Genomic DNA, 12,660 nt, shown 5'->3' on the forward strand with positions numbered 1-12,660 from the left:
GGGGCGAGGCCCGCCCCGGCTCAAGCGCCCCCACCCGCATGCGCCGGCCGGCTGGACTTCAGTCCTCGCGCTCGTCCGGACCCGTTTCGGCGGTGTCCGGCCGGTGGCCCGGCAGCGACGAGCCGGCGGTGGCCTCGTGGTGCAGCCGCAGGAACTCGAAGTGCCGCTCGTACTGGTCGAGCACGTCGGCGATGAGCTGCTCCTCGGTGTACCCCATCACGTCGTAGCCCTGGTTGCCTTCGGCGAGCCGCACCTCGAACCTCAGATACGTGTCGTGCGCGGGGACCGAACGCGTCGCGAACTGGGGGGTGGGCGTCTCCACCGGCTCCAGCCCGTAGACGAACTGCTCTCCGTCGCCGATCCCGACCTGCAGCGCCAGGCGGGGGACGCCGCTCGTCTCGTCGGTCTCCTCGGTGACGGATGTCCGCGCACCCTGAGCCCGCAGTTCGTCGGCCACCTTCCCGAGCGCCGGCCGGCACACCTCGTCCACGAACCGGGTGGCGGCCCGCGGGCCGGGGAACGACATCGCCCTCGCGATCCGCCGCCGCCAGGTCCGCTCGGCGACCGGCCCGCGGATCGTGCGTCCCGACAGCGACCCGGGCAGGGCGGCGATCAGCGCGTCCTCCCGCATCCGCTCCAGGCGGAGGGCCTTGTACAGGCCGGCGATGATGAGGAACATCACGAACGAGAACGGCAGCCCCATGACGATCGTCGCACTGGTGAGCGCCTCCACGCCGCCGACGAGGAGCATGGCCAGGGTCAGCAGCCCCGTGGCGGCGGCCCAGAAGACCCGGAGCCAAGGAGCCGAGTCGCTCACGGGGGTGGGCAGGTGCGAGCAGAGGTTGCCCATCACCAGTGCGCCGGAGTCCGCCGAGGTGACGTAGAGCAGCAGCCCGACGACGGTGGCGAGCCCGGCGCTGAACGCCGCCCCCGGATACTGCGCGAGCAGCCCGTAGAAGCCCTGCTCGGGGAACTCCATGGCGGTCTCGCCGAACCGGACGTTGCCGCCGCGGATCACCTGCAGCGCGCTGTTGCCGAAGACGGAGAGGAAGATCAGCGTGAACACGAACGGGATGACCAGGGTCGCCAGCACGAACTGCCGGAGCGAGCGGCCGCGGGAGATCCTCGCCAGGAACAGCCCGACGAAGGGCGCCCACGCGACCCACCACGCCCAGAAGAAGAGCGTCCAGGCGTTGAGCCAATCCGTCGGCGGCTCGTAGCCGAAGGTGTTCAGCGTCATCGAGGGGAAGCGGCTGACGTAGTCGCCGATGTTGAGGATGAGTTGGTTGAGGAGTTGGATGGGGCCGGTGACGATCAGCATGTAGAGCAGCAGTACGAGGGCGAGTACGACGTTGAGCTCGGAGAGCCTGCGGATGCCGCGGTCGACGCCGGCCGCCGCGGACACCGTGGCCATGAGCACCGCGACGAAGATCAGGCCGATCTGCGCGGCGACGCCCTCGGGTACGTCGAAGAGGAAGCCGAGGCCGAAGTTCAGCTGCACCACCCCGATGCCGAGTGACACCGAGATGCCGAACACGGTGCCGAGGATGGCCGCGAGGTCCACGGCGTCACCGATCCGGCCGTGGATGCGCCGGCCGATGATGGGGTAGAGCGCCGAGCGGATGGCGAGCGGCAGACGGTAGCGGAAGGCGAAGTAGCCCAGCGCCATGCCCATCAGCGCGTACATCGCCCACCCGGTGATGCCGTAGTGGAACAGTGTCCACACGACGGCCTGACGGGCCGCCTCCACGGTCTGCCCTCTGCCTTCGGGGGGCGCGAGGTAGTGGCTGACGGGCCCTGAGACGGCGAAGAACATCAGGTCGATCCCGATGCCCGCGGCGAAGAGCATCGCCCCCCAGGCGAACAGGCCGAAGTCGGGCGTGGAGTGCTTCGGCCCCAGCTTGAGATTGCCGTAGCGGGAGGCGCCGATGAACACCACGAAGGCGAGGTACAGGGTGGCGGCGAGGAAGTAGTACCAGCCGAGACCGGTGGAGATCCAGCCGACCACCACGCCGATGACGTCCTGGGCGCCGCTCGGGGTGATGATCGCCCAGATCGAGATCGCGAGGACCAGCCCGGCGGAGCCGAAGAAGACGACCGGTTTGATCCGGATGTCCTCGGACGCGGTGATCTGCCCCGTCCCGCCGTCCGCTTCGGTTTCGGCGTTGCCGCCGCCCTTTCCGTTGGACGCCACGGTCCAGCCCTCCCTGATCCACCGGGCCGACGGCTCCGCGGAGTCCGGCGGCTGTACGAATGCGACAGGTCAACCCTGTGGTCAAAACCCTGTGGTCAAGGCTCCCGCTCCCGGTCCCACCCGCCCGGCATCGACACGGCTTGCGATGTGCATCGGTTGCACCGGCCTCGCGGCTCGGGCGCGCACCGCGGACGCACGGTGGCCGCCGGGGGAGTGGCCAGGTGTGGACGACGGGCGGACAGCGGAGTGGCGGAGGTGCGGATGGGGAGTGGCGGGGGAGTGGCGGAGGTGCGGGAGGCGGGCCGGGCCGCGGTCCGCAGGGGACGGCGGTGCTCACGGCGCGGGCCCCTGGTCGCGGGCCGGGCGGTCATCGCGCAACTGCGCTTGCGGAAGCTCCCGTTGGGAGGTACGGCTGATGAAGCCGTCGAGGGTGGCGGGTGACCGGCGGGCGTTCTCCGGTCCCCGGCAGGCGCTGCCCGGCCCCCGACGAGTACGAGTTGCCGGTGCGGGTTGCCGGTGCGGTGAGCCGCGCGGGCGCGTAGGCTCAGCCGAGCAACTGCGCCAGTTCGCCGAGGTCTTCCGCGGTGAGCGTGGGGGCGGTCATGGTGCGCGGGTAGGCGTCGGCGCCGACACCGCGTCGCAGCCATGCTCCGGCCAGCCCTGCGCGCCGGGCCCCGTCGATGTCCCACGGATGGACGGCGACCAGCATGGCTTCCGCGGGGCGGACGCCGGCCTGCCGGGTCACGTAGGCGTAGGAGCGGGGGTCCGGCTTCCAGTGGCGGGGGCCGGTGACGTCCCACAGCGCTTCGAAGCAGTCCCGCACGCCGGCCCGGGTCAGGAGGCCGTCGGTGAGGGCGGCGTTGCCGTTGGTCATCGTCACCAGCCGGTACCCGGCGGCGCGCAGTGCCCGCACCCCGTCCGCGACATCGGGGTGGACGTTCAGCTCGGAGAACCCGGCCAGCACATGGCCGGCCGGGTCGTCCGGGCCGGTGTGCTCCGCTGCCGGTGCCGCCGATGCCAGCAGCCGGCGCAGGCCGTCGCGGGCCACGTCCGCGAAGTCCGCGTAGGCACCGGCCGCGGTGAGGGCGAACCCGTCGCGGAGCACGCCGGCGAACCACAGCGGCATCAGGTCGGCGGCGACCCCCACGTCCTCGAATCGCCGGCCCAGCGGTGTCATGTCGCTGAGGGTCTCGTTCACGTCGAAGACGAGCAGCGGCAGCCGGTCCCCTGACATGGGTCTCCTTTCGCGCGGTTGCGGGTCGGCGCCGGTCACTCGTCCCAGGCGCGGGTCTGCGCCTTGGCCGTGGCCGGCGCGGCGGCGACGGCGGGATCCGGGTCGGTCTCGGTGCGAGCGGGCAGGGACAGCGGGCGTTCCGTGCGGGCCACGACGGATCTCATTTTTGGAGCGGATGCTCCTGAATGATTATTGGAGCATATGCTTCAGAAATGCAAGATGATCGGAAGCCGGGCCGGGCCCCGCGCCGGGGAAGGCCGCGTTCGTACGACCTGGACGCGGCCACCGCCGCGGCGCTGCACGCGTTGTGGACCCGGGGATACGGGGCGACGACGGTCGAGGACCTGGTGGAGGCCACGGGGCTCGCCCCATCGAGCCTGTATGCCGCGTTCGGCAGCAAGCACGGGGTGCTGGAGGCGTCGCTGGCCCGCTACGACCGCGACCGCGAGGACCTGCTCGCCCCGCTGGAGTGCGGCGAGGCCGGCCTGGAGGACCTCCGTCTCTTCTTCGCGTCCGTGCGCACCAGCCTGACCCGGCCCGGCGCTCCGGGCTGCTTCATGGTGAACACCGCCACCGAGGTGGCCTCGCGCGACGAGCGGATCGCCGCGCACGCGAACCGCTACCGCGACCGCGTCCGTGACGCCATCGCCTCAGCCCTCACGCGGGCCGCCGCCTTGGGGGAGGTCCCGCCCGCGGGGGCCCAGGAGACCCTGGGGCGGGCGAGGATCGTGCAGGCCGCTCTGTTCGGTGTTCAGGTGGCCGCGCGCAGTGGCGCGACGGAGGAGGCCCTCGCCACGCTCGGTGCGCTGGAAGGCCAGGTCGGCCAGTGGGCGGCGGCACCGGCCGCCGCCCCCGGCGGCGACGGGCTCTGACCCGCCGGGAGCCCGGTGGGTCCGGAGCGCGTGCACGGGTCGTTCCCCGTGCTGCGCAGGTTGCAGGGGCAGTGCGACGAGGCAGGCGCGTGTGCGGGGTCGTTCGGCCGGAGTGCGGCGCGGGGTGCGGGATCACCCGGCGGTGATCCACCGGAAGGCCGGGGCGGATGTGCCCGCCCTTGGCGGGACGCGTCCCTGCGGAAGCGGGGCGCGCACCGGGCCGGTGGCGGTGCCGGCAGCGGGTACGGCAGCGGGTACGGCCTCAGGGCCGGACGGCCTGCGCGGGGCCGGGTCCTCGGGAGTGGGTCCTCGGGACTGGGTCCTCGGGACTGGGTCTGCCCCTCCGCCACGGATCCGGGGCCGGGTCCTTTGTTTCCTTCCGCGCGCAGGGGTGACCTCGCCGTGCGCGGCCCCGCCGTACGGCTAGCGCCGGCCCGGACGCACCACCAAGCCGGGGTTGTAGGCGGCGAGGACCTTGTTCGCCCGGGCCAGTGCGGCCAGGGCGTGCTCGCGGTCCGCGCGGTCCTCGGAGCAGAACGGCGCCCTGAACCGCATGGCCTCGCGTGCCGCGCACTCGGCGTCGATCTCCGCCTCGAGCACGCCGAGCGGCATGCAGGACCCGATCAGGGCGGCCACGCCGTCGGGAATCGGGACGGGGACGAGGTTGGACGCGGTCACGTGAAGTCCTTTGCTGATGTTGCTCCGGGGGTGCCGGGCATGGGCGGTGTTCTCCTCTATACGTACCTGATGCGCTTCACGGTTCGTCAGCCGGGCGGTCCCTGTGCGGAAACCGTTCGGTCGCGACCGATGATGTCTCCCTGTACGGAGGCGGGTTGACGTGCACCGCAGCCCGGCCCCCGCCATCACCGCATCCCTCGTGTCCCCCGCGTCCCTGGTGCCGAAGGCGAGCCGGCGACCATTGCCGGAGGGGCCGAGCCCCTCTCGCGAGCGGAGCGCCGTCGTGAACTCCTCCTCCTCGTCGGCGTGTTCACCGGGAGGTGACTGAGCCGCCGACGACGCCGCGGTTCGGGCGCGGCCCGCGGCGGTGCAATGCGTACCCCGTGCGGACCGAGCCGGTCGAGCAGGTCGAGCCGACCGTGCGGACCGTGCGGACCGAGCAGGCCGTGTGGACCGAGCAGGCCGTGTGGACCGAGCGGTTCGAGCGGTTCGAGCGGTTCGAGATGTGCACCGCCGATCCGGCCCGTGCCATCGATCCGGGCCGTGCCATTGATCGGGTCCTGCCATCGATCGGGTCCTGCCATCGATCGGGTCCTGCGCTCGATCGGGTGCCGGTGCCGGTGGGGTGCCGCTGCCCGGCGGGGCCGGACCCGCGTGCCGGGGCCCGTACGGGGGAAGCCGCCGCGCCCCGGGGTCACCCGGACGGCGGCCCCGACAGCACCTCGGCGAGGTCGTAGCGCACCGGTTCCTCCAGTTGGGTGTACGTGCAGCTCTCCGGGGTGCGGTCGGGCCGCCAGCGCCGGAACTGCGCCGTGTGCCGGAACCGGTCGCCCTCCATGTGGTCGTACGCGACCTCCAGCACCCGATCGGGCCGCAGCGCCACCCACGACAGGTCCTTCTTGCCCGACCACCGGCTCGGCGCGCCGGGCAGCCGGGCCGACTCGTGCGCCCCCTCCTCGGCCCAGCGCGCCCAGGGGTGCTGCGAGACGTCCGCCAGGCGCAGCGGCTCCAGCTCCGCCACCAGTTCCTCGCGTCGCTTCATGGAGAACGCCGCGCAGACGCCGACGTGCTGGAGGGCCCCCTCGCCGTCGTACAGTCCGAGCAGCAGCGAACCGACGACCGGTCCGCTCTTGTGGAAGCGGTAGCCGGCCACGACCACGTCGGCCGTCCGCTCGTGCTTCACCTTGTACATCAGCCGGGCGTCGGGGCGGTACGGAAGGTCCAGCGGCTTGGCGATCACCCCGTCCAGCCCCGCCCCCTCGTACTGCTCGAACCACTCCCGGGCCACGGCGGCGTCCGTCGTCGCCGGGGCGATGTGCACCGGCTCGCGCGCCCCCGCGAGTGCCTCGACGAGCAGCGCGCGCCGCTGCGCCAGCGGGGTGTCCAGGAGTGCCTCGTCGCCGAGGGCGAGGAGGTCGAACGCCACGAAGCTCGCCGGGGTGCGCTCGGCGAGCGTCCGCACCCGTGAGTCCGCCGGATGGATGCGCTCGGTGAGCCGGTCGAAGTCCAGGCGGCCCTCGTGGACGATCACGATCTCGCCGTCCACGACGCAGCGCTCCGGCAGATTGCCCCGCAGGGCCGTCACCAGCTCCGGGAAGTAGCGGGTCAGCGGTTTCCCGGTGCGGCTGCCGATCACCACCTCGTCGCCGTCCCGATGGACGATCGCACGGAAGCCGTCCCACTTGGCCTCGTACTGCATCCCGGCCGGGATCGTCGCCACGGACTTGGCGAGCATCGGTTTCACGGGCGGCATCACCGGCAGATCCATGTGTCGATTGTCCGGTATGCGAGGAATGTCGGCGCGGCCTACGCTGACGGGCATGGCCGGAGCGGTGGAAGTGGAAGTGGGTGGGCGTACCGTCCGTGTGTCCAACCCGGACAAGATCTACTTCCCCGAACGCGGGTACACCAAATTGGACATGGTCCAGTACTACCTCGCCGTCGGCGACGGGATCACCCGGGCACTGCGGGACCGGCCCACCACCCTCGAGCGCTACCCCGACGGGGTGACCGGCGAGTCCTTCTTCCAGAAGCGCGCCCCCAAGAACCTGCCCGAGTGGATCCCCACCGCCCACATCACGTTCCCCAGCGGCCGGTCGGCCGACGAGATGTGCCCGACCGAACCCGCGGCGGTGGCCTGGGCCGCCAACCTCGGCGCCGTCACCTTCCACCCGTGGCCGGTCCGCCGGGAGGACACCGACCACCCCGACGAACTGCGCATCGACCTCGACCCGCAGCCCGGCACCGACTACGCCGATGCCGTCCGCGCCGCCCACGAGCTCCGGGACGTCCTCGACGGGGCCGGGCTGCGCGGCTGGCCCAAGACGTCCGGCGGACGCGGTCTCCATGTGTTCGTCCCCATCGAACCGCGCTGGACGTTCACCCAGGTCCGGCGCGCCGCCATCGCCTGCGGACGGCAACTGGAACGCAGGATGCCGGACCACGTCACCATCAAGTGGTGGAAGGAGGAACGCGGCGCGCGGATCTTCGTCGACTACAACCAGACCGCCCGCGACCGCACCATCGCCTCCGCCTACTCCGTACGGCCCCGCCCCCACGCCCCGGTCTCCGCCCCGCTGCGCTGGGAGGAGATCGACGAAGCCGTACCCGAGGACTTCGACATCGTGACGATGCGGACGCGCTACGCCGAAGCGGGCGACGTGCACGCCGACATGGACGACCACCGCTTCGGCCTGGAAGGGCTGCTGGAGCTCGCCCGCCGCGACGAGGCGGAGCACGGGCTGGGCGATCTGCCCTATCCGCCGGAGTACCCGAAGATGCCCGGCGAGCCGAAGCGCGTCCAGCCCAGCCGCGCGAAGAAGGACGCACCGTCCGGCCGCACCGCCAAGAGGACCGGGCCGGGGCCCGGTAAGGCGAGAGACGGTTCCGGGGAAGGGGCGCCGGGCCAGACGGGGCCGGGCGGGCACGACGGGACCGGGTAGCGCGGGACCGGGCGAGGGGCCTCCACCGGGGAGCCGCTGAACCGGAGGGGCGGACTGGCGGGCACGCGGGCGCCCCACCGCCGGGCGGGGGTTCTCCGGGGCCCGTGCGCCCACGGGAAGCGCCGGAACACACCGCCGTCGGCGCACCGTTGCCCGGCGTGTGGGGTGCGGGGTGCGGGGTGTGGGGTGCGGGGTGCGGGGTCGGTGTGGGCGTCGGTGGCGGTGCCATAGGGCGTCGGCGTCGGCGGCGGCGGTCCGGCGGTCGTGCGGCTCACGGGCCCTGGCCGTGGATGACGACTTCGCTTTCGCAGTCCTGGGCCATCAGGCCTTCTCCAGATGGATACCGCATTCGCACGGCGACCCGGTGAGCGGGGCGGCAATGCAGGAGTACAGCGATGGCCGGAACACGGTCGCCAGGGCTGAGCAATTCCGGCGAAACCTGCGCATGGCCACCCTGTCCGACTATGTGGCTAACCCGGACGCGGGGCAAACTCATGTCGTGCCCGAGGCGACGTTCGGCATCCGCTACAAGGTGGTCGCCGACAACATGGTCGCCCGAGCCCCGGTCGCCTTCCTGCGCCAACTCCAGACAGCCGTGAACGATCCGGAGACGGCCCCGCTGACCCGGCAGGACAAGGCAGTCGCCGAGGAGTTCGACAAGATCTTCGGAAAGGGCCGGAACCTGCCCTCCGAACTGCGCGACCAGTTTGCGCGCGGTGTCCGGCAGGGACACGCCCGGATCATCAGGAATTACCTCGGCCACACCACCGAGAACAACTGGGTGAACTTCCGCAACATCGGAAACTGGTCCGCCAGGGACTATCTGGACCGTTCCTCCATTGCGGAGTTTCTGCAATGGGGCAACAGTCTCCCCACCGCGGCCTACTGGCACACCTTCAAGGATACGTCCGGAACGGCGCTGAACGGTTCCTCCAAGGGGTACGTGCTCACCTTCCCTGCCGGAAAGCTCCCGGAGACCAGCCGGTTCTGGTCACTGACGGCGTACACCCCGCACGCCGTGACCCTCATTCCCAACGCGGCCGACACCTACGCGGTGGCGAGTTACACCCCGGGCCTGAAGAAGAACCCGGACGGGTCGCTGTCGATCTACCTGTCCCGCACTCGGCCGACCGGCGTCAACCCGGAGAACTGGATACCCGTGGGAAACGGCGAGTTCAACGTCATGCTGCGCGCGTACGGGCCGCAGGGAGGCACGCTCAGCGGCAGCTACGTGCCACCGGGCATCACCCCGCTGACCGGATCCTGAGGCGGCGGGAGCCGGCCCAGGCCGGCGAGGAGCCGCCTCAGCGGCCGTAGTTCGCACGGCACATGGCGACGAAGGCCGGGTCCGCCACGCCCTCCGAGAACCTGCACAGGTCGCCCATGCCGTAGTCCGTCCGCGTCCGGGGCGCGCGGGCGGCGGGGTGCTTCCCGTGCCCGTGCGGCAGCGCGGCCTTCTCCGCCGAGGCCGTGTCGCGCCGCTCGCGTGCCCGCCGCTGCGGTGCGGCCACCTGCCCGTCATGCGCCCCTGGGTTTTCCGCCCGGCCGGGCTCGGGCGCCCCGCCCGGCCGGCCGTCGTCCGCCTCAACTGCGCCGGCAGTCCGGGGCCGCGGCGACTTCTCCGGCCCCGTGGACGCGAGTTCGCCGCGGGCCGGCGCCTGCTCGGCCCGGCGTTCCGGGCCGGCGGGCGACGGAGACGGGGCACCCGCGGGCCCGATGCCGGGCGCGGGGGGCCGCGGCGTCGCGGGCACGGAGACGCAGCCGGTCGCGCTGAGACCGGTCGCGGTGAGGAGTACGGCGAGGGTGAGGGGCCTGATCCGGGGGTGCATTCGCCCACCCTGCCGCAGCGCGTGGCCCCTGCGCGGTGGGCACACGGCCGGACCACCGGCACGAGTGACCGCAAGGGACGGAGGGCGACGCCGGCGGGCAGCCGGGAGCCCGGACGGCGACGGGTGGCCGGACGGCGAGGGGTGGCCGGGGACCCCGCGGACGCGCTGCGGTGGTGGGGCAGTGTCTCGCGGATCCCGGAGCACCGCACGGCGAAGTCCACCCAGTCCGGCCCTTTCCGGTACGCCCCGAACGGCCGGGGAGGGGCATAGCGCGGCCGTGCCGTGCCCGGTCCGCCGCCGCGGCAGGCGACGCGGCGCCCCGCCACACGCCCGCGTGCCCCGGGCGCGGTGCCCGCAGGCCCGTACCGGGAGGTGCGAGCGGGACGTGTGGCGGCGGCCGTCCCCGCGTGCGGGGGACCGGCACCGGGAGCACACTCGGTGGGGTCGGCACCACACGCACGAGGGGGGTGGGGCGCGACGACGGGCCCCGGCATCCCGAAACCCGCGAAACCCGCGAGATCCGTCGAGTTCCCCCGAACTCCCCCGAACTCCGTCGATACCCCCAAGACCTGCAAGACCTGCAAGACCTGCGCGACATGTGAGTTCCCCGAGACCCGCGAGACCGCCGGACCGGTGAGACCCCCCGCGACGTTTCGCGATGCCCCGCGCCGGGACCGTCCGGCCACCCGGGAAGGAGCGATGTCCCATGCTCACCACCCGCTATCTCACCGGCTCCCCGAACTGGCTCGATCTGGCCACCCCCGACCTCTCCGGCGCGGCGTCGTTCTACGGCGGACTGTTCGGCTGGACGTTCCGTGCCGCGGGCCCGGGGGCGGGCGGCTACGGCATGTTCGAACTGGACGGGAGGACCGCGGCCGGCGGCATGGCCGTGCCTCCCGAGCAGGGCGCGCCCGGCTGGACCCTCTACTTCCAGTCGGCCAGCGCCGACGACACCGCCGAACGGGTGAGGAACCTCGGCGGCTCGGTCACCTACGAACCGGCGGACGTGTGGGACCTCGGCCGCATGGCACACTTCACCGACCCGGCGGGAGTGGGCTTCGCCACCTGGCAGCCGCGCACCAACAAGGGCCTTGACGTCGTGAACGAGACGGGCTCGCTGTGCTGGGCCGAGCTCTGGACCCCGGACCCGGGCGCGGCCCTCGGGTTCTACCGTTCCGTCTTCGGCTGGGACGAGTTCGCCGTGCCCGTCCCCGGCGGTGACACGTACGTGACCGTGAACCCGGCCGGCGCCGGCGAGGACGCCATGTTCGCCGGTCTCGTCGCCCTGGAGACCGACCCGGTGGAGGCCGCCGGAGGACCGTACTGGCTGCCCTACTTCGAGGTCACCGACACCGACGCGACCGCGGCCGAGGCGGAGGAACTCGGCGGTACGGTCCGGACACGGCCGATCGACCTCGAGGATGTGGGCCGCATCGCCAAACTCGCCGACCCGTACGGAGCCCGATTCGCGGTGATCGAGACGTCGGTACGGAGCGTGGGCGGGGCGGCGAGCGCGGCGTGAACACGCCGTCCGGGCGTCGCGAACGGGTCCGCGGCCGGCCGGAACACCCATGTTGAGCGTTCATTGACATACCGTTTAGCACCACGGGGCACCCTGTGCACCATGTCCATGAACAGCACCGTTCCGGCGCCCGACGGCGCACTCTCCTGGCAGGAATCCGCCCTGTGCGCCCAGGTCGGCCCCGAGTTCTTCTTCCCGGCCCCCGGCTCGTCCACCCGCGAGGCGAAGGAACTGTGCGGCGCCTGCGAGGGCCGTATGGCGTGCCTGGAGTACGCGCTCGCCAACGACGAGCGCTTCGGTGTCTGGGGCGGCCTCTCGGAGAAGGAGCGCGGCAGGCTGCGGCGCTCGCGGATCCAGCGGCGCGGGTAGGGCTGTCGCGGGTGCGGGTGCGGGTGCGGGTGCGGGTGCGTTCCCCGCGGACGTGGGCGCCCGCCGCCGGGGGAGCCGATCGTCTGACGGTCCGTCAGGAGGGCGGGATGCGGAAGGTCTCCCCGTACATCCGCCACTGCAGCGGTGCCGTGAGCCCCATGTTCCCCTTGCGCAGGAACACCCGCTGCGTCGTGTCGATGCGCGAGGTGTCGCGCTGGGCGGGGCCCGTCCGGCTTCGCATGGCCGAACGACTCTCGTCGAGGAAGACGTTCAGGTACCTCTTCTCCGCACCGCCCTCCGCGGCCGTCCTGGCCTTCTTCATGGCCGCCTGGCGGATGCCGTAGAAGCCGTCGGGGGCGAGTCCCGGGCCGTGCAGCAGCATCGCGTCGTAGTAGATGAACTGGCCCAGCGTGCCGAGGCCGTCCATCTTCGCCAGCCGGACGGCGGGGTCGAAGTAGATGCGGTCGCGCGCGGCGTCCTGCGCGGCGCGGAAGGCGGGCTTCGCGGCCTCCGCCTCCCACGCGTCGGTGAAACCGGGGTCCAGCCCGTCGTGCGAGTCGGTGCCGTCCACCTCCCTGAGGGCGGGGAGGTACCGGGCCAGCCCGTTGTCCGGGTGCTCGGCGGTGTACGACTCGACGAGCTGCAGCATGTCGTTCGTCCCGGAGCAGAAGCCGATGATTCCGGCGGTGTAGCCGTTGCCGTCGCCCAGGTCCTCGATGGCGCCGTACCGGCCGCGCCAGTTCAGGGTGGAGTGCTCGGCGGTGGACACGAGCTGGGCGGCGATCTCCTTCTTGGCGGGGTCCGCGAGTCCCGCGGGCATCCTCGCGATCCTGGCCTCCAGAGCCTGCCGCTCGGAGGCCGTGCCCGAAGTCAGCGGGTTCTGCACGGGGGCGGCTGTCTTCCGGCCTTCACGCGGCCGGTCGGCGAGTGGGATCTCCTCCTCGCCGCCGACGCCGAGGATCATGGACACGGCTATGGCCACCGGGGCGGCTATGAGGATGATGCGGGTCGCGGGTTTCA

Annotated in this window: 12 protein-coding genes; 5 read left to right on the plus strand and 7 right to left on the minus strand. The window is 72.4% G+C overall.

Annotated elements, in window-relative coordinates:
* Positions 1–58: 58 nt before the first annotated feature.
* The 3 genes from betT to DDW44_RS33255 form a co-directional block, all read right to left on the minus strand.
* The gene (gene betT, locus DDW44_RS26955) at positions 59–2,194 is read right to left on the minus strand and encodes a choline BCCT transporter BetT (RefSeq protein ID WP_108908072.1); all 2,136 of its coding nucleotides are present in this window, start codon (positions 2,192–2,194) and stop codon (positions 59–61) included.
* A gap of 544 nt (positions 2,195–2,738) precedes the next feature.
* Positions 2,739–3,428, minus strand: coding sequence for a haloacid dehalogenase type II (locus tag DDW44_RS26960; RefSeq protein ID WP_108908073.1), 690 nt, complete (start codon positions 3,426–3,428; stop codon positions 2,739–2,741).
* A 35-nt stretch (positions 3,429–3,463) separates the two neighbouring features.
* Positions 3,464–3,592, minus strand: a complete 129-nt coding sequence (locus DDW44_RS33255) for a hypothetical protein (RefSeq protein WP_279634817.1) — start codon at positions 3,590–3,592, stop codon at positions 3,464–3,466.
* A 48-nt stretch (positions 3,593–3,640) separates the two neighbouring features.
* Here DDW44_RS33255 and DDW44_RS26965 point away from each other — a divergent pair, with 48 nt between their 5' ends.
* Entirely contained in the window at positions 3,641–4,300 is a 660-nt protein-coding gene (locus DDW44_RS26965; protein WP_108908074.1) for a TetR/AcrR family transcriptional regulator, read from the plus strand.
* 423 nt (positions 4,301–4,723) lie between these two features.
* On the opposite strand, the gene DDW44_RS26970 is transcribed toward DDW44_RS26965, so the two are convergent.
* Both DDW44_RS26970 and DDW44_RS26980 read right to left on the minus strand, forming a co-directional pair.
* Positions 4,724–4,978: a hypothetical protein gene (locus DDW44_RS26970; protein ID WP_017944261.1), complete on the minus strand. Its 255-nt coding sequence runs from the start codon at positions 4,976–4,978 to the stop codon at positions 4,724–4,726.
* A gap of 694 nt (positions 4,979–5,672) precedes the next feature.
* Entirely contained in the window at positions 5,673–6,746 is a 1,074-nt protein-coding gene (locus DDW44_RS26980; RefSeq protein WP_108908076.1) for an ATP-dependent DNA ligase, read from the minus strand.
* A 52-nt stretch (positions 6,747–6,798) separates the two neighbouring features.
* Here DDW44_RS26980 and ligD point away from each other — a divergent pair, with 52 nt between their 5' ends.
* Positions 6,799–7,920, plus strand: a complete 1,122-nt coding sequence (ligD, locus tag DDW44_RS26985; RefSeq protein ID WP_108908077.1) for a non-homologous end-joining DNA ligase — start codon at positions 6,799–6,801, stop codon at positions 7,918–7,920.
* Between the two features lie 286 nt (positions 7,921–8,206).
* Positions 8,207–9,187, plus strand: a complete 981-nt coding sequence (locus tag DDW44_RS26990) for a DUF1214 domain-containing protein (protein ID WP_244224120.1) — start codon at positions 8,207–8,209, stop codon at positions 9,185–9,187.
* Between the two features lie 37 nt (positions 9,188–9,224).
* Here the strand turns inward: DDW44_RS26990 and DDW44_RS31810 are convergent, their stop codons facing one another.
* Positions 9,225–9,431: a hypothetical protein gene (locus tag DDW44_RS31810; RefSeq protein WP_134407154.1), complete on the minus strand. Its 207-nt coding sequence runs from the start codon at positions 9,429–9,431 to the stop codon at positions 9,225–9,227.
* 1,024 nt (positions 9,432–10,455) lie between these two features.
* On the opposite strand from DDW44_RS31810, the gene DDW44_RS27000 reads away from it, so the two are divergent.
* Complete coding sequence (locus DDW44_RS27000; RefSeq protein ID WP_108908079.1) at positions 10,456–11,271, plus strand: VOC family protein; 816 nt, start codon at positions 10,456–10,458, stop codon at positions 11,269–11,271.
* A 102-nt stretch (positions 11,272–11,373) separates the two neighbouring features.
* The gene (locus tag DDW44_RS27005; RefSeq protein ID WP_018888956.1) at positions 11,374–11,640 is read left to right on the plus strand and encodes a WhiB family transcriptional regulator; all 267 of its coding nucleotides are present in this window, start codon (positions 11,374–11,376) and stop codon (positions 11,638–11,640) included.
* Between the two features lie 94 nt (positions 11,641–11,734).
* On the opposite strand, the gene DDW44_RS27010 is transcribed toward DDW44_RS27005, so the two are convergent.
* Positions 11,735–12,604 (minus strand): chitosanase, encoded by an 870-nt coding sequence (locus DDW44_RS27010; protein ID WP_037756782.1) that lies wholly within the window; start codon positions 12,602–12,604, stop codon positions 11,735–11,737.
* Positions 12,605–12,660: the final 56 nt, after the last annotated feature.

Source organism: Streptomyces tirandamycinicus (genome assembly GCF_003097515.1).
GTDB lineage: Bacteria > Actinomycetota > Actinomycetes > Streptomycetales > Streptomycetaceae > Streptomyces > Streptomyces tirandamycinicus.

Bases quoted from the DNA above. Each gene is read 5' to 3' on its own strand.
- DDW44_RS26980 (WP_108908076.1), bottom strand. From the start codon at position 6,746: ATGGATCTGCCGGTGATGCCGCCCGTGAAACCGATGCTCGCCAAGTCC.
- ligD (WP_108908077.1), top strand. From the start codon at position 6,799: ATGGCCGGAGCGGTGGAAGTGGAAGTGGGTGGGCGTACCGTCCGTGTG.
- DDW44_RS26965 (WP_108908074.1), top strand. From the start codon at position 3,641: ATGCAAGATGATCGGAAGCCGGGCCGGGCCCCGCGCCGGGGAAGGCCG.
- DDW44_RS27010 (WP_037756782.1), bottom strand. From the start codon at position 12,604: ATGATCCTCGGCGTCGGCGGCGAGGAGGAGATCCCACTCGCCGACCGG.
- DDW44_RS27005 (WP_018888956.1), top strand. From the start codon at position 11,374: ATGTCCATGAACAGCACCGTTCCGGCGCCCGACGGCGCACTCTCCTGG.
- DDW44_RS26960 (WP_108908073.1), bottom strand. From the start codon at position 3,428: ATGTCAGGGGACCGGCTGCCGCTGCTCGTCTTCGACGTGAACGAGACC.
- DDW44_RS27000 (WP_108908079.1), top strand. From the start codon at position 10,456: ATGCTCACCACCCGCTATCTCACCGGCTCCCCGAACTGGCTCGATCTG.
- DDW44_RS33255 (WP_279634817.1), bottom strand. From the start codon at position 3,592: ATGAGATCCGTCGTGGCCCGCACGGAACGCCCGCTGTCCCTGCCCGCT.